22 protein-coding genes are annotated in these 19768 nt (G+C 69.5%); 13 read left to right on the top strand and 9 right to left on the bottom strand.

Annotated features, from left to right (window positions below):
* The first annotated feature begins 39 nt into the window (after nucleotides 1–39).
* The 3 genes from GEMRO_RS27075 (at nucleotide 40) to GEMRO_RS0102500 (ending at nucleotide 4153) form a co-directional block, all read left to right on the top strand.
* Entirely contained in the window at nucleotides 40–927 is an 888-nt protein-coding gene (locus tag GEMRO_RS27075) for a YihY/virulence factor BrkB family protein (protein WP_051328598.1), read from the top strand.
* Between the two features lie 24 nt (nucleotides 928–951).
* Nucleotides 952–1971, top strand: a complete 1020-nt coding sequence (locus GEMRO_RS32260) for an AI-2E family transporter (RefSeq protein ID WP_051328599.1) — start codon at nucleotides 952–954, stop codon at nucleotides 1969–1971.
* Nucleotides 1972–2050: 79 nt separating this feature from the next.
* Nucleotides 2051–4153 (top strand): catalase, encoded by a 2103-nt coding sequence (locus tag GEMRO_RS0102500; RefSeq protein WP_027132753.1) that lies wholly within the window; start codon nucleotides 2051–2053, stop codon nucleotides 4151–4153.
* A gap of 28 nt (nucleotides 4154–4181) precedes the next feature.
* Here the strand turns inward: GEMRO_RS0102500 and GEMRO_RS32265 are convergent, their stop codons facing one another.
* A complete protein-coding gene (locus GEMRO_RS32265) occupies nucleotides 4182–5003 on the bottom strand; it encodes a hypothetical protein (protein ID WP_027132754.1) in 822 nt (273 codons plus the stop codon).
* 691 nt (nucleotides 5004–5694) lie between these two features.
* Here GEMRO_RS32265 and GEMRO_RS0102510 point away from each other — a divergent pair.
* The 3 genes from GEMRO_RS0102510 to GEMRO_RS35610 all read left to right on the top strand — a co-directional run bounded on the left by GEMRO_RS0102510 (nucleotide 5695) and on the right by GEMRO_RS35610 (nucleotide 8621).
* On the top strand, nucleotides 5695–6054 hold the full coding sequence (locus tag GEMRO_RS0102510; protein ID WP_027132755.1) for an HNH endonuclease: 360 nt from the start codon (nucleotides 5695–5697) through the stop codon (nucleotides 6052–6054).
* 195 nt (nucleotides 6055–6249) lie between these two features.
* A complete protein-coding gene (locus GEMRO_RS0102515; protein ID WP_027132756.1) occupies nucleotides 6250–6597 on the top strand; it encodes a gamma-glutamylcyclotransferase family protein in 348 nt (115 codons plus the stop codon).
* A gap of 368 nt (nucleotides 6598–6965) precedes the next feature.
* Complete coding sequence (locus GEMRO_RS35610) at nucleotides 6966–8621, top strand: calcium-binding protein (protein ID WP_027132757.1); 1656 nt, start codon at nucleotides 6966–6968, stop codon at nucleotides 8619–8621.
* Nucleotides 8622–8672: 51 nt separating this feature from the next.
* Here GEMRO_RS35610 and GEMRO_RS0102525 read toward each other — a convergent pair whose 3' ends face one another.
* Nucleotides 8673–9017 (bottom strand): hypothetical protein, encoded by a 345-nt coding sequence (locus tag GEMRO_RS0102525; protein WP_027132758.1) that lies wholly within the window; start codon nucleotides 9015–9017, stop codon nucleotides 8673–8675.
* A 349-nt stretch (nucleotides 9018–9366) separates the two neighbouring features.
* Here GEMRO_RS0102525 and GEMRO_RS0102530 point away from each other — a divergent pair, with 349 nt between their 5' ends.
* From GEMRO_RS0102530 to GEMRO_RS0102540, 3 genes are all read left to right on the top strand, one after another.
* The gene (locus tag GEMRO_RS0102530; protein ID WP_240476580.1) at nucleotides 9367–10140 is read left to right on the top strand and encodes an AraC family transcriptional regulator; all 774 of its coding nucleotides are present in this window, start codon (nucleotides 9367–9369) and stop codon (nucleotides 10138–10140) included.
* A 73-nt stretch (nucleotides 10141–10213) separates the two neighbouring features.
* On the top strand, nucleotides 10214–10891 hold the full coding sequence (locus GEMRO_RS0102535) for a B3/B4 domain-containing protein (protein ID WP_027132760.1): 678 nt from the start codon (nucleotides 10214–10216) through the stop codon (nucleotides 10889–10891).
* Nucleotides 10888–11499, top strand: coding sequence for a LysE family translocator (locus GEMRO_RS0102540; protein WP_027132761.1), 612 nt, complete (start codon nucleotides 10888–10890; stop codon nucleotides 11497–11499). Before GEMRO_RS0102535 ends, GEMRO_RS0102540 begins: the two co-directional genes overlap by 4 nt.
* Nucleotides 11500–11548: 49 nt before the next feature.
* Here GEMRO_RS0102540 and GEMRO_RS0102545 read toward each other — a convergent pair whose 3' ends face one another.
* The 3 genes from GEMRO_RS0102545 to GEMRO_RS0102555 are packed head-to-tail and all read right to left on the bottom strand — an operon-like array spanning nucleotide 11549 to nucleotide 13402.
* Nucleotides 11549–11953 carry a nuclear transport factor 2 family protein gene (locus GEMRO_RS0102545; RefSeq protein WP_035484630.1) on the bottom strand — a complete coding sequence of 135 codons (405 nt, stop codon included), beginning with the start codon at nucleotides 11951–11953 and terminating at the stop codon, nucleotides 11549–11551.
* A gap of 39 nt (nucleotides 11954–11992) precedes the next feature.
* A complete protein-coding gene (locus GEMRO_RS0102550; protein ID WP_027132763.1) occupies nucleotides 11993–12595 on the bottom strand; it encodes an NADPH-dependent F420 reductase in 603 nt (200 codons plus the stop codon).
* A gap of 48 nt (nucleotides 12596–12643) precedes the next feature.
* A complete protein-coding gene (locus tag GEMRO_RS0102555; RefSeq protein ID WP_027132764.1) occupies nucleotides 12644–13402 on the bottom strand; it encodes an SDR family NAD(P)-dependent oxidoreductase in 759 nt (252 codons plus the stop codon).
* A 130-nt stretch (nucleotides 13403–13532) separates the two neighbouring features.
* Between GEMRO_RS0102555 and GEMRO_RS0102560 the strand changes: the two genes are divergently transcribed.
* The 3 genes from GEMRO_RS0102560 (at nucleotide 13533) to GEMRO_RS0102570 (ending at nucleotide 16080) form a co-directional block, all read left to right on the top strand.
* Complete coding sequence (locus GEMRO_RS0102560) at nucleotides 13533–14462, top strand: LysR family transcriptional regulator (RefSeq protein WP_027132765.1); 930 nt, start codon at nucleotides 13533–13535, stop codon at nucleotides 14460–14462.
* A 111-nt stretch (nucleotides 14463–14573) separates the two neighbouring features.
* Complete coding sequence (locus tag GEMRO_RS0102565) at nucleotides 14574–14921, top strand: gamma-glutamylcyclotransferase family protein (protein WP_035484633.1); 348 nt, start codon at nucleotides 14574–14576, stop codon at nucleotides 14919–14921.
* Between the two features lie 442 nt (nucleotides 14922–15363).
* Nucleotides 15364–16080, top strand: a complete 717-nt coding sequence (locus GEMRO_RS0102570; protein ID WP_027132767.1) for a Crp/Fnr family transcriptional regulator — start codon at nucleotides 15364–15366, stop codon at nucleotides 16078–16080.
* 32 nt (nucleotides 16081–16112) lie between these two features.
* Here GEMRO_RS0102570 and GEMRO_RS33970 read toward each other — a convergent pair whose 3' ends face one another.
* Entirely contained in the window at nucleotides 16113–16379 is a 267-nt protein-coding gene (locus GEMRO_RS33970; RefSeq protein WP_157505425.1) for a hypothetical protein, read from the bottom strand.
* A 53-nt stretch (nucleotides 16380–16432) separates the two neighbouring features.
* On the opposite strand from GEMRO_RS33970, the gene GEMRO_RS0102580 reads away from it, so the two are divergent.
* Complete coding sequence (locus GEMRO_RS0102580; protein WP_027132769.1) at nucleotides 16433–16633, top strand: hypothetical protein; 201 nt, start codon at nucleotides 16433–16435, stop codon at nucleotides 16631–16633.
* Between the two features lie 22 nt (nucleotides 16634–16655).
* On the opposite strand, the gene GEMRO_RS0102585 is transcribed toward GEMRO_RS0102580, so the two are convergent.
* The 3 genes from GEMRO_RS0102585 to GEMRO_RS0102595 form a co-directional block, all read right to left on the bottom strand.
* On the bottom strand, nucleotides 16656–17927 hold the full coding sequence (locus tag GEMRO_RS0102585) for a TRAP transporter large permease (RefSeq protein ID WP_027132770.1): 1272 nt from the start codon (nucleotides 17925–17927) through the stop codon (nucleotides 16656–16658).
* The gene (locus tag GEMRO_RS27095) at nucleotides 17924–18421 is read right to left on the bottom strand and encodes a TRAP transporter small permease (RefSeq protein WP_051328600.1); all 498 of its coding nucleotides are present in this window, start codon (nucleotides 18419–18421) and stop codon (nucleotides 17924–17926) included. The genes GEMRO_RS0102585 and GEMRO_RS27095 overlap by 4 nt, the downstream gene beginning before the upstream one ends.
* Before the next feature lie 90 nt (nucleotides 18422–18511).
* On the bottom strand, nucleotides 18512–19483 hold the full coding sequence (locus GEMRO_RS0102595) for a DctP family TRAP transporter solute-binding subunit (protein WP_027132771.1): 972 nt from the start codon (nucleotides 19481–19483) through the stop codon (nucleotides 18512–18514).
* Nucleotides 19484–19768 lie beyond the last annotated feature (285 nt).

The raw sequence follows: 19768 nt of genomic DNA on the forward strand, positions 1-19768 counted from the left end.
CCCCGCCACGCGATCCATCCCAGCCGGAGCGCCATCCGGATGAGGGTCTTCGCCCCGCTCCTCACCCTGCGGGCGGTGATGCGGCGCCTGCGCGACGACGACGTGCTGATCACCGGATCCAGCGTGGCGTTCTTCGTGCTGCTGGCGGTGTTCCCGGCGCTGTCGGCCCTGGTTGCCCTGTTCGGGCTGTTCGCCGAGCCCGAGCGGATCGAGCAGCTGGTGGAAGCGCTCCGCTCGATCCTGCCCGACACCAGCACCCAGGTGGTGGTCGAGCATATCCGGCGCTTTGCCGAGCGCTGGCAATCGGCCGGCAGCGTGCCGAGCTTCGCCCCCTATGTCGGCTTCGCCATGCTGCTGTGGAGCGCCAATGTCGGCACCAAGGGGCTGTTCCGCGGCCTGAACCGGATCTACCGCTGCGAGGAGAGCCGCGGCATCCTGCGCTTCTACGCGGTCACCCTGCTGTTCACCCTGGCCGGCATCCTGTTCCTGCTGCTGGCGATCGCCGTGGTCCTGATCATCCCGGCGCTGCTGGAACTGCTGGGCGTCGGGGAAGGCCGGCGGCAGGTGATCGGCCTGCTGCGCTGGCCGGTGCTGCTGGTGCTGGTCACCGGCGTCCTGACGCTCCTGTTCCGGTACGGCCCCGCCTGCGGCCGGGCGCCCTGGATGGCGGTGCTGGCGGGCAGTGCCGTCGCCTCGCTGCTCTGGCTGGGCGGCTCGGTGCTGTTCTCCTGGTATGTCACCAACCTGGGCAATCTTTCCGAGCTCTACGGCTCCTTGAGCACCGTGATCGGTTTCATGATCTGGATCTGGCTGTCCGCCAGCGCCGTCCTGATCGGCGCCGAGGTGGATTCGGCAATCCGGACCCGCCGCCGCCGGAGCGCGGCCAAGAAGGAAACGCCGGCAGCCCTGCGCCCGCAGCCGGGCTGACCACCACCGCGCGAAAGGACCGTCATGCCCGAGCCGACCTCGGCATGGACCCGCCGGCTGCTGGCCGTCATCGCCCTGGTGCTCGTCACCATGGGGCTGCGCGCCACCTATTCGGTCACCATGCCGCTGGCGGTGGCCTGCGTGATCATTGCCGCGGTCTGGCCGGTCAAGCCCTGGCTCGACCGGGTCCTGCCCTCCAAGCTCAGCTATGCCGGAACGATCCTGGTGCTCTTGCTGGTGCTGGGCGGCTTCACCGCCTCGGTCTATTTCTCCGCCCTGCAGGTCATGCACGCCTTCAGCCAGAACTGGGACCGGTTCGAGGCGGCCTACAGCTCGGCCAGCGACATGATGGACGGGCTGGACGTGCAGCTGGGCAGCAAGGAGGGCTACCAGCGCCTGATCGGCTTTGGCCAGAGCATCCTGTCCAACGCCTACACGATCTTCGTCTATCTGGGCTTCATCGCGCTGCTGGTGATCCTGGGACTGCCGGAGGTGCCGGCCCTGCAGCGCAAGCTGCGCGACGAGCTGCACTTTCGCGAGCGGCGCGAGGTGGTGCAGGCCGCCGGGGAAATCTCCGCCAAGATCCGCAGCTATCTGGGGGTGACCACGCTGACCAGCCTGATCACCGGGGTGGCCTGCGCGGTCTGGTCGGTGGTGACCGGGCTGGAGCTGTTCCTGGTCTGGGGGCTGCTCAACTTCCTGCTGAACTACATCCCGGTGGTCGGCAACCTGGTGGGCATCGTCCCGCCCACGCTCTACGCGATCATCCAGTACGACGGCTGGACCATGCCGGCGGTGGTGTTCGCCGGCTTCCTGCTGATCCAGCTGGCGGTGAGCAACTTCGTCTACCCCATGCTGCAGGGCCACAGCCTGTCGCTCTCGCCGATCGCGATCGTGGTGATGCTGGCGTTCTGGAGCTGGGTCTGGGGCATCGCCGGGGCGCTGATCGCGATCCCGGTCACCACCACCCTCGTGATCGTGTGCGAGCATTTCCCGGCCACGCGCTGGATCGCCACCCTGCTCTCCAACCCGCGCCGGCCCTGAGCCTCAGCAGGAACTTCGGCTGCCAGGACCGGTTGGCTGGGGTACACTTCCCCATCTGCTGCCCGTCCGGAGCGAACTTATGCACGACGATCGATCCAGCCTGCAGGACCCCGACCTGCGCGGCCATGGCGGCGAGCTGCACGAGCGGGCGGGCGGCGGCCACCCGAGGCTCACCACCAACCAGGGCATCCCGATCAGCGACAACCAGAACTCGCTGCGCAACGGGGTGCGCGGGCCGACCCTTCTCGAGGACTTCGTGCTCCGCGAGAAGATCATGCATTTCGACCACGAGCGCATTCCCGAGCGGATCGTGCATGCCCGCGGCAGTGGCGCGCACGGCTATTTCGAGCTGTACGAGAGCCTGGCCGAGTACACCCATGCCGACTTTCTGCAGCGCGCGGGCGAGAAGACCCGGGTGTTCGCCCGCTTCTCCACCGTGGCCGGCGGGGCTGGCTCGGTCGACCTGCCGCGCGACGTGCGCGGCTTCGCGGTGAAGTTCTATACCCAGGAAGGCAACTGGGACCTCGTCGGCAACAACATCCCGGTGTTCTTCATCCAGGACGCCATCAAGTTCCCGGACCTGATCCACTCGGTGAAGATGGAGCCGGACCGGGGCTTCCCGCAGGCGGCCTCGGCCCACGACACGTTCTGGGACTTCGTCTCGCTGATGCCGGAAAGCATCCACATGATCATGTGGGCGATGTCCGACCGGGCGATCCCGCGCTCGCTCCGGATGATCGAGGGCTTCGGCATCCACACCTTCCGCTTCGTGAACGCCGAAGGCCAGGCGACCTTCGTGAAGTTCCACTGGCGGCCCAAGCTCGGCATGCAGTCGGTGGTGTGGGACGAGGCGCTCAAGATCAGCGGCGCCGACCCGGACTATCACCGCCGCGACCTGTGGGACGCGATCGAGAGCGGCGACTTTCCCGAATGGGAGCTGGGCGTCCAGCTGTTCGACCAGGCCACCGCCGACGCGTTCGAGTTCGACGTCCTGGATTCCACCAAGATCATCCCCGAGGAGGTCGTGCCGCTCAAGATGATCGGGAAGATGGTCCTGGACCGCAACCCGGACAATTTCTTCGCCGAGACCGAGCAGGTCGCCTATTGTCCTGCCAACATCGTGCCCGGCATCGACTTCTCCGACGACCCGCTGCTGCAGGGCCGGCTGTTCTCCTACCTGGACACCCAGCTCAAGCGCCTGGGCGGGCCTAACTTCCACCAGATTCCGATCAACCGGCCGGTCTGCCCGATGCGCAACTTCCAGCGCGACGGGCACATGCAGATGAGCGTGCCGAAGGGCCGGGTCGCCTACGAGCCGAACTCGCTGGGCGGCGGCGATACCCCGCGGGAATGCCCCGAGCGGGGCTTCACCACCTTCCCCCGGCAGAACGACGGCCAGGCGGTGCGGCTGCGCGCCGAATCCTTTGCCGACCATTATTCCCAGGCCGGCCAGTTCTTCCGCAGCCAGACCGAGACCGAACAGAACCACATGGTCCTGGCGCTGAGCTTCGAGCTCAGCAAGGTCGAGACCCCCTATATCCGCGAGCGGATCGTGGGGCACCTGCGCCATGTCGACGAGACGCTGGCCAGGCGGGTCGCGAACGGCCTGGGCCTGGAGACCCTGCCGGACGCCCCGCCGGCGGCCGCCCAGCCGCGCCACGACCTGCCGCCCTCCCCGGCGCTCAGCATCATCCAGAAGGCGCCCAAAACCATCCAGGGCCGCATGGTCGGCTGCCTGATCACCGACGGCGTCGATGCCGCTCTGGTCGACCAGGTGAAGCAGGCGGTCACCGCCGAGGGCGCCAAGCTCAAGCTGATCGCGCCCAAGGTCGGCGGGGCCAAGGCCGCCGACGGCAGCAGGATCATGGCCGACTTCCAGCTGGCCGGCGGGCCGTCGGTCCTGTTCGACGCGGTGGTGATCCTGGCTGCCGAGCAGGGGATCGCCGATCTGCTGCTGGAACAGGCCGCGGTGGCGTTCACCCACGACGCCTGGCAGCACCTGAAGGTGATCGGCTTCTCCCAGCCGGCCGAGCCGCTTCTGGAGGCAGCCGGGATCAAGCCCGCCATGCGCGACGACGGGGTGGTGCAGATCGGCCCGAACGGCGGTGCCGACCGGTTCGTGGCGGCGGCCAAGAACCAGCGGATCTGGGCGCGCGAGCCAAAGGTGCGCCTGATCCCCTGAGCCAAGGCGCCTGGAGGCCGGGGCCGGCTCAGCCGGCCTTCGGGCCTGGCACCTGCGGGGCCGGCAGGCCTTTCGGGCGCTCCCAGCGGGCGAAGGCGGCAAGCTTGGCGTCCAGATAGTCTTCCCAATATTGCCGGTCCCGGGCGCTGCGCTCGGCGGCAGACAGGGTGGCCGGGGACAGAGCCGCCGGGGTGGCCGGCTGGGGGTGCCGGCGGTTGCCGGGTTCGTTTGGTCGTCCGGCCGCTGCCGCCGGGCGGGCTTCCGGCTGGTCGCCCTCCCAACCGTCCCCGGCCTGGCCGTCCTCGTCCCAGGCCTCGTCCTCGGGGTCGTCGTCGCCATCCGTCCCGGGTTCGTTTCGCCACGGATCGGCGCCGGGTTCGCTCGCCTGGGGGACCGGCGGGCGGCGGCCGTCCAGGTTCGCCATCAACTCCTTGAACTCGCGCAGGTGCTGGGCGCGGTAGCGGGCCAGATGCACCAGGCGCTGCTGGCCGTCCGGCGCCGGTCCGCCCTCGCCGGCCAGGTGGTCGGCTTCGGCGTCGAGCCTGGCGTGCTGCTCGGTCTCCTGGCGGGACAAACGGAACTGCCGCCAGACATTGTCGACCAGCAATTCAGTCAGGCAGATGCGCAAGGGATCGTCGTCGCCGGCGCAGCGGTCCAGCATCGCCAGGCGCAGGCGCTCATAGGCCTCGGCATCCTCGCCGGCCAGCACCCGGATCTCGCGGGCGCAAAGCCCATGGCGCAGCGCGTTGCGCGCCGAGGCGGCCTTGCCCTCCTCGGTGGCGGGGCCGCGTGAGCGGGCGCCGTTGCGGCGGGCGGCTTCGATCTGGGCGGGCGAGCGGGCGATGGGCATGGCGGGGCTCCGGGAGGATGATGGTCCTTCTGGAGATATATATAGGAATATTATCAATTCGCAATCCTGACCTCTGCCTTGGTCCTCAGCCGAGAGCCACGCGATACGCTCAGAATTCTTGTTGAACGAGAGAGCAGGCAGGCAGCCAGGTCATCAATATCCGCCGGGTCGACATCTGTAGGGCAACCGGTACTCCAGCCAAAGACCATGATCCGGTTCAGGTTACGACTGATGATCAGGAAATTAGAACCAGATGAGCTTGAACGCCGCGGGAGTAGTGATAGCTCTTTGCAGCGTAAGAGCGCCGAAGGCGGCACAGATAGCCGCGTCCAGGTCGAGACCCGCGAGGGGCTTCGCGACAGGATGATCTAGGTCAAGTGGCAAGCACGTTGGGTCTGCGAACATGCGGAGTGGGCGAGAGCGCGTGCAGAATGCAGAGACAGCGGGCTTCTCCACTCCGTGTCACCAGCCCGTTCGAGGCTTTTTGAGGTCCTAGAGACCGGCGCCTATGAGGACAACGCAGTCCGATACTCTGCATCCAGTTTTTCACCACGAAAGATGCCTCAGCAGGCAAGCGGGAGTTTGACATGCAGGCTCGGATCGTTCCGAATAATAGCGCCCATCGGCACTCGCCGGCCCAATGAAAGACACTCCTCCGGCCCGAGTCCGCAACCAGGCCGAAGCACGCCGGGTGCTCAACGAGCACTATCCCTTCAAGTGCTGCGCGGTATGCGGGCTGCAACTAGCGACGTGCCTGACGGTTGCTCACCTCGACCACGATGCCAGCAACAACGGCCCCGACAATCTGGCGCGTCTGTGCCAGACGCACCATTGGATGTACGATGCCGGATTGTACCCGGTGGAGGCCATCAGGCTTCTCCAAGCCCATTGGCAGACCATCGAGGGCAAGCCCAGCCACAAGGCCAGGATGAAGGACGCCGGCGCCAAAGCAGCCCTTACGCGCAAACGAAGTGCGGCGGCCCGCAAGGCCGTCGAGACGCGAAGACTGCGGGCGGAGAGCCTGAAATCCGAAAGCGGACCATTCGAATAGGAAGCCGTCGCGTTCCGGGAGAGGCGGCTGCCCGGTCGGAAGACGGTCATCGGCGCGGGCCGCCTGGCGACCTGCGCACCGTCCAGGCCAACAGCGGCGAGGATGAGACGGGTGACCATGCATCGCGAAACAGGATGAGGGCGGCTTGGCGGCGAGCTAGGCTGACCTGGAGGTTCAACCGTCCTGGGGAACGGCATGGCGGGTTGCCTCGTCGCGGCCGACACGCGCCTGGCTACGTATGGCAGCCTGGCGCCCGACCGGGTCAACCATCATCGGCTGGAGGGGCTGGCGGGGCGTTGGCGGCACGGCACGGTGCGCGGCAGGCTCATCGATGCCGGCTGGGGAGCGGCGCTGGGCCATCCCGGGCTGGTGCTCGACCCGGGCGGGCCTCTCGTCGAGGTCCAGCTGTTCGAATCGCCGGACCTGCCCGGGCACTGGGCCCGTCTCGACGCGTTCGAGGGGGATGGCTACCGGCGGGTCGCTACCCTCGTGCGCACGGAAGACGGCGAAGCGGAGGCCTGGATCTATGTGGTCGTCGCCTGAGGCCGGGTCGTGGCCGGCACGCCGAGCATTGCCACCGTCCGGGCGGGTTTCATGCCCACCGCAGCAGGTGGCGGGCCGTCGAGCGGCGGGCTCTGGGACCGTTCGACGGCGCCGGCATCCGGTCGGCTGCCGGGCTTTTGCCAGCAGACCATGCCAGGGCCGGCGAGTGGGCCTGATACGTCCGTCGGGCTCGGCGCCTCACTCTCTCTGACCTCCGCAGCCTCCTTAGGCGGAGGCTGTGCGAACGACACGTTCCCCGGCCGGACAGCGCCGTCGCCCGAAAAGAAAATTGATCATTACCAAATTATGATCCATATTTAACATTATTTTCATTTTCATGGTTCAGTTCAGCATCACAGGACACTCCCATGGCCAGCATCAACGGTACCAGCGGCGCGGACGTGCTGCGCGGGACGACGCTTGCCGACGTCATCTGGGCGCGTGGCGGCAACGATGCCGTCAGAGGCCTTGCCGGCAATGACCGCCTGTATGGCGAGGCCGGGAACGACACGATCCATGGGGGGGACGGCAACGACCGCATGGGCGGTGGGTTCGGCAACGACCGGTTGTTCGGTGATGGCGGGAACGACACGCTGTTGGGCGATGCCGGCCGCGACTATCTGTGGGGCGGTGCCGGCAAGGACGACCTGGCCGGCGGGGCCGGCGACGATGTCCTGCGGGGCAACTCCGGCGACGACATCCTGCGGGGGGACGGCGGCAACGACCTGCTGGAAGGCGGGGCCGGCAACGACCTGTTCCATGGCGGGACCGGGGCCGACCGGTTCTTCGGTGGCGATGGGATCGACACGGTCTCGTTCGTCCACGAGACGTATGGCGTCTTCGTGCACATGGTCGGCAACTATGCGGCCAATGGCGATCCCGAGATGGTCGACCCCACGGTGGTGGAGCGGCTCGAAGGGGTGGAGCGGGTGCGTGGCAGCAACCACGATGACCTGATGTTCGCCCAGATCGAGGACGGCTTCCCCATTACCTGGGACGATCCGCTGGCCTTCTTCGGCCTGGGCGGCAACGACCGCCTTGTCGGCGGCAGTGCCGGCGACGAGTTGGAAGGCAACGACGGCAACGACTTCATCAGCGGCGATGCTGGTAACGACGTTCTGCGGGGCGGCAACGGCGACGATGTGCTGGAAGGAGGTGCCGGCAACGACCTGTTCCATGGTGGGGCAGGCGCCGACACGTTCATCGGTGGTGATGGGATCGACACGGTCTCCTACGCAGGCGAAGCACGCGGCGTCTTCGTCCACCTGGCCTCGTCCTACGCACCGGGCTCCTGGCCGGACCTCGAAGATACCCTGACCTACGAATCGCTGACCGGCGTGGAGCGGGTACGGGGCACTTCCCATGACGATGCCCTGCACGGGGTCATGGTCTCAAGCGAAGAGGAACTGACCACGCCCATCGCCCTGTTCGGCCTGGGCGGCGACGATTCCATCAGTGGCGGGTTCTCCGACGACGCGCTGGAAGGCAACGACGGCAACGACTTCATCGACGGAAAGATCGGCAACGACCGGATCGACGGCGGTGCCGGCGCCGACCTGCTGAACGGTGGTTTCGGCGAAGGCGACGACCGGCTGACGGGCGGCGGCGGGAGAGACACCTTCCGCTATTCGATCGACCGGCATGGAGATGATCCGGACGCGCCGCCGAATTTCGATCCGGAGAATACCGGCGCCGACATCATCACCGACCTCCGCCCAGGCGAGGACAGGCTCGTCTGGAGCGCGCGTGCCGCCGATGACCCGGGCAGTGCCGACGGCGTGTCCTATTCCCATGATGAATTGTTCGACGTGCTGGACAGCAACGGCGACGGCGCGATCAGCGGGCTGGACCGGTTTGCCGACAGCAGGCTGGTCGAGGGCGTGCGCAGCCTGGTGATCGACGTCTCGGCGCTTCTCAATGCCAAGCTGCCGGCCGGCGAAGACCTCAAGGGCACGCTGAGCGGCGACCGGCTGACCCTGCTTGGCCTGAACAGCCTGGAGGCGCAGGACATCGCGGCCGGCTGATCGCAGAAGCCCGGCTCACCCACAGCCAAGGGGATGCATCCGACCGACGACCTAGCGCCGCTGCTCCCCCGTCATCGCGACCACCCGGCCGTCATCGAGGGTGAAGGTCCTGGTAGCGAACCCGCTGCAGAAGCCGGCGGCCTTGCTGGACCGGCGCCCGTCCCTCCAATGGTAGCGCGCCTCGACCACCAGATGGTCCGGGGCGTCGTCGAGCACCTTGGCCTGCGTCACCTGCATCGAGGGCTGCACGCACCGGGCACCCTCCTCCCAGGCATGGGCCGCGTAGTAGTCCTCGATGGCCGCGACGGCGCCCGGGTGGTCCGGCAGGGCCTGCGGGGCGGTGCAGCCGGCCAGTCCGAGCAGGGCCGCCAGCGCCGGGCCGTAGTGCATGTTCATCGATGTCGTGCCTCGTGATCGTGCCGCCTCAGGGGCCATCATGCTTGTCATGGATAGCCGAGGCTCCAGGGCAGGCAGTTCGTGCCAGCAGCGCCTTGATACATTGGCTGAGGCTTCCTGGCGCGATGCCTGCGTCATCCATCCCGGTCGCCAGGCTAGCCAGCCGCCCGCCGCACGTCCTGCTGGCCGGGCTTCCGCCGGCTCGACCTTTCGGCCAACGGGCGCCCCGCGGGCGCAGGCGCGGATCCGGCGTGCTTGCCTTGCGGCCCAGGCGGGACCAGCCTGCGGCCAGGGCCGGAGCAGCGCAGGCGGGGGGATGGAAGGCCGGTTCGAGATTGCGCGCTGTTGGATGAACGGCGTGGAGGCGGTGTCGGCGGATACCGGGCATGCGTTCGGCCGGCATATCCATGAGCAGTTCGGGATCGGGGTGATCCTGCGCGGGGCGCAGCGATCCTCGAGCGGGCGGGGCATGGTCGAGGCGCAGGCCGGCGACGTGATCACCGTGAACCCGGGCGAGGTGCATGACGGGCTGCCGGTCGGCGAGAGCGGCCGGGCCTGGCGGATGCTGTATCTCGAGCCGGCGGCGCTGGCGGGGCCGATGGGCGATCTGACTGGGGGCGGCGGCGCCGGTGCGGAGCTGGCGCACCCGGTGAGGCGGGATCCGGCGGCGGCAGCAGCGTTCCGGTCCCTGTTCCGGGCGGTGACCGACCCGCAGGGCGGAAGCAGCGAGATCGAGGGCCAGCAGAGCCTGATCCTGCTGCTGGCGCGGCTTGTCGAGCGCCGATCGCCCGGGCGCGCGCCCGGAGCGGTGCTGGGGATCGGGCGGGTGCGGGCGCGCATCGACGACGATCCGTCGGCGCCCCTCTCGCTTGCCGAGCTGGCCCAGATCGGCGGCGTCAGCCCGTTCCAGCTGATCCGGGGCTTCGCCAGGGCGACCGGCCTGACGCCGCACGCCTATCTGGTCCAGCGCCGGCTGCACAAGGCCCGGCGGCTGATCGCGGGCGGCGTCGTCCTGGCCGATGCGGCCCAGGCGGCGGGCTTTGCCGACCAGAGCCACATGACCCGGCTGTTCGTGCGCGCCTACGGCATGTCGCCCGGCCGCTTTGCCGCCGCCAGGCGCTGACCTGCAATTCCCGTCAAGACGCAAGGAAGCCTCGTCGCGCAGATGGCCCGGCAAAACCAGCCGGGCCACCGCCATGTCCTTCCCGTTTCGCTACGCGGCCGAGATCCGGCCCCGCTTTCCCAAGCTTTGCTCGGGCGCCCTCCTGATCGACGGCGTGGACGGGACGGCCGGACCGCCCCGGGCCATCGCCCGCTTCACCGGCATGGCCGACTGCCGGCTGGCTGTCGCCAGCGAGGGCGGGTTGCCCGAGATCCGGGCCTGGCGGCGCGCCTTCGCGGCGATGGGGCTGAAGCCCACGCAGCATCGCTGCGCGTCGGAAGCCCTGCTGCGGCGCTATCGCAAGGAAGGGGCCCTGCCCGCCCGCCATCCGCTGATCGACCTGTGCAACGCCGCCTCACTGGGCTTCGCCATTCCGGTGGCGGTGTTCGACACGGCCAGGATCGCCGGTGCTCTGACCGTGCGGTCCGCCGATGGCGGGGAAGCCTACGAGACGCTGGCAGGCGGGATCGAGCGGCCGGAGCCTGGCGAGATCATCTTCGCCGATGAGGGCGGCCGGGCGCATGCGCGGCGCTGGACCAGCCGGCAGAGCGGCTGGTCGGCGATCCGCGCCAGCACCACCCAGGCCCTGATCGTGGCCGAGGCCCTGCACGAGACGGGCGGCGAGGATGTGGCCGCGCTGATGGCGACATTGGCCCGGGCGCTGGCCGAGACCTGGCCAGGAGCGGTGGTGACGGAGGTGGCGCCGCGATGACGGCGGAATTCCTGCTCACCTCGCTGGTGCTGATTGCCTCCCCCGGCACCGGCGCGCTGTTCACGGTGGCGGCCGGGCTTTCGGGCGGGGCGCGGGCTGGCCTGGTCGCGGCTTGCGGCTGCACGCTCGGCATCGTCCCGCATTTGCTGGCGGCGGTCAGCGGGCTGGCAGCACTGCTCCAGGCGAGCGCTGCGGCCTTCCAGGCCCTGCGCTATGCCGGGGTCGCCTACCTGGCCTACATGGCCTGGACGATGCTGCGGGCGCGTGGGGCGCTCCGTCTGGATCCCCAGACCGGCGAGAGGAATGTCCGGCAGGTGATCGGGGCCGCGATCCTCGTCAACCTGTTGAACCCCAAGCTTTCGATCTTCTTCCTGGCCTTCCTGCCGCCGTTCGTGCGCGCGGCGGAGGGCTCGCCGGTCCAGCGCATGGCGGAACTGGGCCTGGTGTTCATGGCGCTGACGCTGCTGGTGTTCGCTGGCTATGGGGTCCTGGCGGCCGGCGTCCGGCGGCATGTGCTGGCCAGCGCCGCCGTGCAGGCATGGATGCGGCGGGGCTTTGCTGCCGCGTTCGCGGGCCTGGCGGCGCAGCTCGCTTTTGCCCAGCGCTAGGCCCGGCCCTCGCCATGGGGTGGGTAGCGGCGCAGCCGGCGCCCGCCTCTCAGCTCTCCGGCGTCTCCGGATCGAGCAGGACCCAGAGGCGGGCGATGCGGGTGCCGTTCAGTTCGGCGACGTCGGTGCCGGTGACCAGGACCGGACCATCGGCCGGGCCGGCCTGCCAGCGCAGGGCGGCAAGACCATGGTGGCCGACCGCCTCGGCGCTGGGGGTGAAGCGGAAGGTCGGCGGGAACTGCTTCAGGAGATTGCCGACCACGGCGGAGATCGCGGCGCGGCCGATCACCAGGTTGTCGGGCTCGTAGAGCACCGGCTCGGCCACGAACAGCTCGTCCAGGGCGGCCATGCGCAGGGCCGGGTCGCGCTGGTTGAACACCCGCTCCAGGTTGTCGCGCAAAAGCCGGGCGTAATCGGGCTCCTGGCCGGCCTTGATCTCCTGGGTCGCGGACATGGGCTTCCTCCTTGCACGGGAGCGGGGCGGCGGCGCCCGCTAGCCGATCTTCGCCAGGTTCAGGGCCGGCAGCGGGCCGCCGGGGAACTGGACCAGGCGGCTGCCGATCGCGAGCGGGCCGAGGTCGATGCCGAAGAAGCCCAGCCGGTCGATCAGCGCGCCGACCTGCGCCTTCGCACCGGCATCGTCGCCGGAATAGAACAGAACGCGCTTGCCGCCATCGCCGGACGGATCGCCGGCGAGCAGGTGCGGCTGGAGATGGTTGAACGCCTTCACCAGCCGGGCGCCCGGCACCAGGCCCGCCACCACTTCCGACGAGGAGCGCTCGCCCAGCGGCTCTGGCCGGAACAGCGGCGCCTCGATCGGGTTGTTGGCGTCGACGACGATGCGCCCGGCGAAGTCGGGCAGGCCGGCCAGCGCTGCCGGCAGCTTCGACCAGTTCACCGCCACCACGACGATCGGCCGGGAAGCGGCCTCCTCGCGGCTGGCGGCGGCAACCGGGGAGCCGATCGCGGCCACGGTCTCGGCCAGGCTGGCCGGGCCGCGACTGTTGGACAGGAGGACGGGCAGGCCCTGGCGGGCCAGCGCCGTGGCGAGGGCGCGGCCGATCTGGCCGGCGCCGATGATGCCGATGGGGGACATGGCTTCGCTTCTCTGTGCTGATGGAGCGCACGATGATCGGGCGGGAAATCAGGCGGTCTGGCCGCCGTCGACGTTCAGCGTGGCGCCGGTGATGTAGGCGGCGTCGGGACCGGCCAGGAAAGCGACCGCCCCGGCGATCTCGTCCGGCCGGCCATAGCGGCCAAGGGCGGCCAGGCCCTTCAGGGTCTGGGCGAACGGGCCGTCCTCGGGGTTCATGTCGGTGTCGATGGCGCCCGGCTGGACCACGTTGACGGTGATGCCGCGGGGCCCCAGATCGCGCGACCAGCCGCGGGTATAGGCGGCCACCGCCGCCTTGGTGGCGACATAGTCGGCGGCGCCGGCGAACGGGATGTGCACCGCCCCGGTGGTGCCGATCGAGACGATCCGGCCGTGATCGCTGATCAGCGGCACGGCGGCGCGCACCGCGGCGGCGACGCCGGTGAGGTTGACGGCAAGCTGGCGCTCGAAGCCGGCCAGATCGGCGTCCGGGTCGCCCACCAGGCCGGTGACGAACACGCCGGCCGAGTTCACCAGGATGTCGAGCCGGCCAAGCGCTTCGTGGGCCTGGCGCACCAGGGCGGCGACCTGGGCGGGATCGGCCTGGTCAGCCTGGATCGCGACGGCCTGGCGGCCCTGCGCCCGGACCTCCTGGACCAGCCGCTCGGCCTCGGCCTGCGAGCGGGCGTAGCTGAACACGATGTGGGCGCCGTCGCGGGCCAGGCGGCGCACGATCGCGGCGCCGATGCCGCGCGAGCCGCCGGTGACCAGGGCGGCCTTGCCGGCCAGGGGCTGGGTGGGATGGGACATGAGGCAGTCTCCGGGAGGATCCGCGCGGGGGGATCCGGTGCGGCCAGACGACCATGGCAGGATCATTCCCACCGGATTAGACAGGAATCGCTCGTTCCGGTTTCAACGATCCGTTGAAGGAAGCCCGCCGATGCAGACGCTGGCCAAGCTAGAGGCCTTCGTGCAGAGCGCCCGGCACGGCAGCTTTTCCGAGGCGGCGCGGCGGCTCTCGCTCACGCCCGCCGCGGTCAGCCGCAACGTCGCCCTGCTGGAGCGCGACCTGGGCGTGCGGCTGTTCCACCGCTCGACCCGCCGGCTGACCCTGACCGAGGCGGGCGAGCGGTTCCGCCTGGCGGTGGCCGGGCCCCTGGACGGCATCCAGGCGGCGATCGCCGGGGCAGCGGCCGAGGGCGGCGAGCCGGGCGGGACGCTGAAGATCAGCCTGCCGCCGACCTTCGGCCTGGACCATGTCCTGCCCCTGCTGCCGGGCTTCCTGGCGCGCCACCCGCGCATCCGGCCGGAATGGCATTTCGAGAACCGCCAGGTCGACCTGGCCGCCGAGGGCTATGATGCCGCGATCGGCGGCGGGTTCGACCTGGCACCCGGCATCGTGGCGCGGACCCTGGCGCCGGCGCACCTGGTCGCGGTGGTGTCCCCCGGCTATCTGCAGGGCCGGGCGCCGCCGGCCGACCCGGCCGGGCTTGGCGCGCTGGACGGGATCGTGATGCGCTCGCTGCAGACCGGCCGGATCCGCCACTGGACCCTGCGCGACGCCGCCGGCCTGGAGATGCCGGCGCTGCTTCGGGAAACCCTGGTGTTCAACGATCCGGCCGCCATGCGCGAAGCGGCCCTATTGGGCCTGGGCGTCGCCATGCTGGCGGTGCCGGACGTGCTGGGCGCCCTGGAGAGCGGCCGGCTCGTCCGCTTGGCGCCGCGCTGGTACGCCGATGCCGGCAGGATCTCGGTCTATTTCGCCTCGCGCAGCCTGCTGCCTGCCAAGACCAGGCTGTTCGTGGACTGGCTGGCATCAGCGTTCCGGGCGCAGCGGCTGGCCGAGCGGTTCGCCGGCAGCCTGGGCTAGCGGAGCCCCGGCGGGGAACGGCGAGCGGCCCGGCGCGAAACAGGGTGAGGATGGCAGGGCGGGCGGCTAGGCTGGGCTTCGAGAGGGCAAGGGGTTTTGGGGGAACAGAGCATGGAAGGCCAGGCCGGTTCGATCGACACCCGCCTTGCCACCTATGGCAGCCTGGCGCCCGGCCGGGTCAACCATCATCGGCTGGACGGGCTGCAAGGGCGCTGGCGGCGCGGCACGGTGCGGGGCAGGCTGGTCGAGGCCGGCTGGGGCGCGAAGCTGGGCTTTCCCGGCCTGGTGCTCGACCCGGCGGGGGGCGAGGTCGAGGTCCACCTGTTCGAATCCGCCGACCTGCCGGCGCACTGGCCGCGCCTGGACGCGTTCGAGGGCGACGGCTACCGGCGGGTCGTCGCGCGGGTGCGCCTGGCGGACGGCGAGGCGGATGCCTGGATCTATGTGGTGATTGCCTGAGGCCCGATCGCCGCCGGCACGGCCGGGCATCCGGCCGGCCAGAAAAAGGCGGCAGCGCAGAGCGGCAATGGCAAAGAGGCTCCGTGCTGCCGCATCAAACAGCTCGTGATCGGTAATAAATGCATCGATATACGAGACCGTCGACATGCGACGGTGACCATGTATCGCACTTCCCGCGCATCCTTGACAAGCAGGTTCAACTATAACCTTGGTTCAAGTCGGCGTTATATCCGAAGCGATACAGTATCCGGAAGCGTTGGCCGGTTCCGGCCGGGCATGACGGGCGATCGGGCAGCTCGGCCGGCGCGGGAGAAAGGGGCGACCGGCCATAAGATGCCGACAAAAGGAACACTTTGGGGTATGGTGATTCCAGCGTTCGCTCGACGCCGGCATGGAGCGACAGCGAGGTAGCTACTCCCGCCCCATCCCGCGGGACGATCCAGTGTCGCAAGCCACACCTTCCGTCCACCGCAACGGCCTTCTGAGCGCCCTGTCCGCCGAGGACATCGACTATCTGCAGCCGCGGCTCTGCCGGGTCGACCTGCCCCTGCGCACGGTGCTCCACCTTCCCCAGGAGCCGATCCCGGCGGTGCACTTCATCGAGAGCGGCTGGATCTCGCTGGTGATCACCCTGGACGACGGCAACGTCTCCGAGGTGGGGCTGGTGGGGTCGGAAGGCATGGCCGGGCTGCCGCTGTTGTTCGGCACCGATCGCTCCACCGCCGAGGCGATGGTCCAGGCCGAGCACACCAGCGCCCTGCGCATGGACGCCCATGATTTCCGCGACGCGCTGGATGCCTGCCCGTCCTTGCGCCGGACGCTGCTGCGCTACGGCCAGGCCTGCTTCACCCAGGTCAGCCAGACCGCCGCCTGCAACAACCACCACCAGACCGAGCAGCGCCTGGCGCGCTGGCTTCTGACCGCCCATGACCGCGCCAGCGGCGACCAGTTCATGATGACCCACGAGCTCCTCGCCATCATGCTGGGGGTGCGCCGGGCCAGCGTCAGCCTCGCCGCCGGCATGCTGCAGAAGGCGGACCTGATCCGCTATGGCAGCGGGCAGATCACCATCCTCGACCGCCACGGCCTGGAGGCGGCGGCCTGCGAGTGCCATGGCGTGGTCTGCCGCGAATTCAGGCGCCTACTCGGACACGCTTAAGAAAAGTGAGCGCGCTGCTTCCCGGTTGTACGCTATCGGACTGATTTCCCGGCCGGGGCTGACCATTCTCCTCCGACGCGTGAGAGGTCGAGATGATGCCACTGCGCCAAGAATGCCCGCAGCCTGCCGATCGGCAGCAACGCCGCCGAGCCGAGATGCGGCCGGCCGACAGCCGGACGGAGACCGGCGCGCCACGCACCGACGAGCGGGCGCGGCAGATGGCCGAGATGGAAGCCCTGATCGTGGAATCGACCGAGATCGTGTCCCGCACGCGGGCGCTCGTGCAGCGCCTGCGCCATGCCGGCGCGTTCTCCCCGCCCGGCACGACGGAGCCCCCCCGAGGACCGACCCCATGGGCAAGCTGGACACCGATGAAACCCTAGTTCTCCTGGACCGCACGCCCACGCAGCGGGACCAGGACCTGATCCGGCGGGTTGCCCTGGCCCTGGAACGCGGCGACGAGCGGGCGAGGCTGCTGCGGCAGACGATCCGGCGCTTTGCCCGCTACAGCAGCTACCGCAACATCGAGACCGGGCCGCGGGGCCGGAAGTGACCGGCGCCTGGCCGCTTCAAGCTCAGTCCATGCGGGACGGCAGCCAGGTGGCGATGCCCGGGAAGAAGATGATCGCGAGCACGATGGCGATCAGCGCCAGCACGAACGGCATCACCGCGACGGTGCCCTGGACCAGGTTGCAGCGGGCGATGCCGCAGGTGACGAACAGGCTGGCGCCGACCGGCGGGGTGACCAGGCCCACCGCCAGGCCGACCACGGTGACGATGCCGAACTGGATCGGGTCGATCTGCAGGGACTGGGTGACCGGCCACAGCACCGGGACCAGGATGATGATGCTGGCGCCCAGGTCCAGCAGCATGCCGGCGACCAGGTAGACCGCGAAGATCAGCAGGAGAACGAAGGTCGGGTCGCTGGTCAGCGCCAGGATCAGCCGGGCGGCCTCCTGGGGGATCTGCTCGCGGGTGATGATCAGGCCGTAGAGCGAGGCGGCGGCGATCATCAGCATGACCACGCCGGTGGTGACGCAGGATTCCAGGACGATCTGCGGCAGGTCGGCCAGGCGGATGGTGCGATACACGAACATGCCGACCAGCAGGCCATAGACCACCGCCACCACCGAGGCCTCGGTGGGGGTGGCGATGCCGTAGCGGATCGAGCCGATGATCACGAGCGGCATCATCAGCCCCCAGAAGCTGGCGCGCGCCGCTGCGAGGATCTGCCGGGGGGAGGTGCGGGGCCCGCGCGGATAGCCGCGCAGCACCGAGATCGCCCAGGCGGTGAGCATCAGGGCGGCGGCGATCAGCAGACCCGGGATGAGGCCGGCCACGAACAGCTTGCTGACCGAGACGCCGGTGACCACGCAGAAGATGATCATCGGGATCGAGGGCGGGATCACCACCGAGATGGTGGAGGCGGCGGCGGTGACCGCGGCGCAGAAGGCGCCATCATAGCCCTTCTCCTTCATCGGCGGGATCATGATCCCGCCGGCCGAGGACGCCTCGGCCACCGCCGAGCCGGTCATCCCGCCCATCAGCGTGCCAGCGCCGATCCCGGCCTGGGCCAGGCCGCCGCGCGCCCAGCCGATCGCCGCGTTGGCGAAGTCGATGATGTCCCGGGCGATGCCGCTCCTGGCCATCAGGTGGCCGGCCAAAAGGAAGAACGGCACCGCCAGCAGGATGAAGGAGTCCATGGCGGCGGTCATCCGCTGGGCGACCAGGGCCGCCGGGATGCCGCCATAGGTGATCGCCAGGAAGGAGGCGATCGCGAGCGCGAACGAGACCGGCATGTTGATCAGCAAGAGGACGACGAATCCCACCAGCAGGGTGGCGGTCATGACGGCTGCACCTCACGGACGGGGTCTGGGGCGAGCGGGCCTCGGGACAGCCGGCCGACCAGGATGTCGCCGGCGATCAGCAGGGCCATGGCGCTGTAGCCGGCATAGACCCAGACCATCGGCAGGCCGAGCGTGGCCGAGGGCTGGCCGCTGGTCAGCCGGAGCAGGCCCAGATTGGTGTAGAAGGTGTAGGCGCAGAACAGGAACACGCCCAGATCGACCAGGGCCGCGGAGATCCGCTCCAGGACCGGGTTGCCCAGGTAGTGGACGATGTCGACCGCGACATGGGCGCGGTGCTTCCAGGCCAGCCAGGCCGACAGATAGGCCACCCAGACGAACAGGTAGCGGGCGGCCTCCTCCGACCAGACGATCGGGTCGTCCAGCAGGTAGCGCCAGCCGACCTGGGCCAGGCACATCACGGTCATCGCCAGGATGCAGAGGACCAGGGCCACCTCGGTCGTCCATTCGACCAGGCCCCACAGGCGTCGGATCATCGGTCGGGCTCTCCTGCGGGCGGAACGGCCAAGGGGGAGCGGCCGAAACGGCACGAAGCCGCCCCGGCCGCTCCCCCGGCTCGCCTGAGGTCAGTCGGCGGAGGCGGCGGCCTTGACCTTCTCGATCATGGCCGGGTCCAGCCCGTCCACCGAGCCGGCGATGTCGGCGGTGGCGTCGCGGAACGGCGCCAGGTCGACCTCCTCGATCACCATGCCCTTCTCGACCAGCAGGCCGCGATACTCGGCGTCCAGCTTCGCCGAGGTCGCGCGCGCGGTCGCGGTGCACTCGGTGACCGATTCCTGCACGATGGCCTGCTGCTCGGGCGTGAGCGTCTGCCAGATCGCCTTGGAGAACAGCACGGCATGCGGGCCATAGACATGGCCGGTCAGCATGACGTGGCTCTGCACCTCCCAGAGCGAGTTGGAATAGATCACCGTGATCGGGTTCTCCTGGGCGTCGATGATCCCCTGGCCCAGGCTGGTGAACACCTCGCCCCAGACCATCGGGATCGGGGCGGCGCCCAGCTTCTCGAAGGCGGCGATGTGCACCGGGTTCTGCATGGTGCGCAGCTTGACGCCCTGCAGGTCGGCCGGGGCCTCCACCGCCTTCTTGGCGGTCAGGTGACGCCAGCCGTTCTCCCACCAGGCCAGGCCGACAATGCCCTGGGCGTCGAACTTCTCCAGCAGCTCCTGGCCGACCTCGCCGTCCAGGACCCGGTAGACATGGTCGGAGTCCTCGAAGATGAACGGCAGGTCGAGCACGCCGACCTCGGGCACGAAGGCGCCGAGCGGGCCGGTGGAGACCACGGTCATGTCGACCGAGCCGATCTGCAGCCCCTCGACGGTCTCGCGCTCCTCGCCGAGCTGGCGGTCGGGATAGAGCTCCACCGCGAGCTCGCCGCCGCTGCGCTCCTCGGCCAGCTTCTCGAAGCATTCCAGGGCGACATAGCTTGGATGGACCGGCTGCGAGCCGAACGCGGCGCGGATGGTGGTCTGCGCCTGGGCCTGCAGCGGCGCCAGGAGTGCAGCCAGCGCCAGGGTGCTGGTCAGGGCGTGCTTCATCGTCTTGTTCCTCCCGATCCGATCATGGCGACCTCGCCGGCCGGCCTTGTCAAGGGCGCCGGCGGCGGTGCCTGCCGGAGCCGCCACCGGGCCGGGCGCTCCCCCCCGAGGGCGCCCGACCGCCTGCGCGGGCCAACCGGCCCCGATGGCATGACAGGTCTATAGGATGATGGTCGCACGGGTCAATCGAGCGGCGCGGGCGGGCCGGCGGGCCGCCGCACCGGTCCGCGCCGGCTTCCGATTCGCGACACGATCCGGTCCGAAAGAAATCAAGTCGCTGGTGAC

The sequence above is a fragment of the Geminicoccus roseus DSM 18922 genome (genome assembly GCF_000427665.1).
Lineage (GTDB): Bacteria > Pseudomonadota > Alphaproteobacteria > Geminicoccales > Geminicoccaceae > Geminicoccus > Geminicoccus roseus.

Bases quoted from the DNA above. Each gene is read 5' to 3' on its own strand.
- GEMRO_RS27075 (WP_051328598.1), top strand. From the start codon at position 40: ATGAGGGTCTTCGCCCCGCTCCTCACCCTGCGGGCGGTGATGCGGCGC.
- GEMRO_RS32260 (WP_051328599.1), top strand. From the start codon at position 952: ATGCCCGAGCCGACCTCGGCATGGACCCGCCGGCTGCTGGCCGTCATC.
- GEMRO_RS0102500 (WP_027132753.1), top strand. From the start codon at position 2,051: ATGCACGACGATCGATCCAGCCTGCAGGACCCCGACCTGCGCGGCCAT.
- GEMRO_RS32265 (WP_027132754.1), bottom strand. From the start codon at position 5,003: ATGCCCATCGCCCGCTCGCCCGCCCAGATCGAAGCCGCCCGCCGCAAC.
- GEMRO_RS0102515 (WP_027132756.1), top strand. From the start codon at position 6,250: ATGGCGGGTTGCCTCGTCGCGGCCGACACGCGCCTGGCTACGTATGGC.
- GEMRO_RS35610 (WP_027132757.1), top strand. From the start codon at position 6,966: ATGGCCAGCATCAACGGTACCAGCGGCGCGGACGTGCTGCGCGGGACG.
- GEMRO_RS0102525 (WP_027132758.1), bottom strand. From the start codon at position 9,017: ATGAACATGCACTACGGCCCGGCGCTGGCGGCCCTGCTCGGACTGGCC.
- GEMRO_RS0102530 (WP_240476580.1), top strand. From the start codon at position 9,367: ATGAACGGCGTGGAGGCGGTGTCGGCGGATACCGGGCATGCGTTCGGC.
- GEMRO_RS0102535 (WP_027132760.1), top strand. From the start codon at position 10,214: ATGTCCTTCCCGTTTCGCTACGCGGCCGAGATCCGGCCCCGCTTTCCC.
- GEMRO_RS0102540 (WP_027132761.1), top strand. From the start codon at position 10,888: ATGACGGCGGAATTCCTGCTCACCTCGCTGGTGCTGATTGCCTCCCCC.
- GEMRO_RS0102545 (WP_035484630.1), bottom strand. From the start codon at position 11,953: ATGTCCGCGACCCAGGAGATCAAGGCCGGCCAGGAGCCCGATTACGCC.
- GEMRO_RS0102550 (WP_027132763.1), bottom strand. From the start codon at position 12,595: ATGTCCCCCATCGGCATCATCGGCGCCGGCCAGATCGGCCGCGCCCTC.
- GEMRO_RS0102555 (WP_027132764.1), bottom strand. From the start codon at position 13,402: ATGTCCCATCCCACCCAGCCCCTGGCCGGCAAGGCCGCCCTGGTCACC.
- GEMRO_RS0102560 (WP_027132765.1), top strand. From the start codon at position 13,533: ATGCAGACGCTGGCCAAGCTAGAGGCCTTCGTGCAGAGCGCCCGGCAC.
- GEMRO_RS0102565 (WP_035484633.1), top strand. From the start codon at position 14,574: ATGGAAGGCCAGGCCGGTTCGATCGACACCCGCCTTGCCACCTATGGC.
- GEMRO_RS33970 (WP_157505425.1), bottom strand. From the start codon at position 16,379: ATGGCGCAGGCGCTGCACGAGCGCCCGCGTGCGGGACACGATCTCGGT.
- GEMRO_RS0102580 (WP_027132769.1), top strand. From the start codon at position 16,433: ATGGGCAAGCTGGACACCGATGAAACCCTAGTTCTCCTGGACCGCACG.
- GEMRO_RS0102585 (WP_027132770.1), bottom strand. From the start codon at position 17,927: ATGACCGCCACCCTGCTGGTGGGATTCGTCGTCCTCTTGCTGATCAAC.
- GEMRO_RS27095 (WP_051328600.1), bottom strand. From the start codon at position 18,421: ATGATCCGACGCCTGTGGGGCCTGGTCGAATGGACGACCGAGGTGGCC.
- GEMRO_RS0102595 (WP_027132771.1), bottom strand. From the start codon at position 19,483: ATGAAGCACGCCCTGACCAGCACCCTGGCGCTGGCTGCACTCCTGGCG.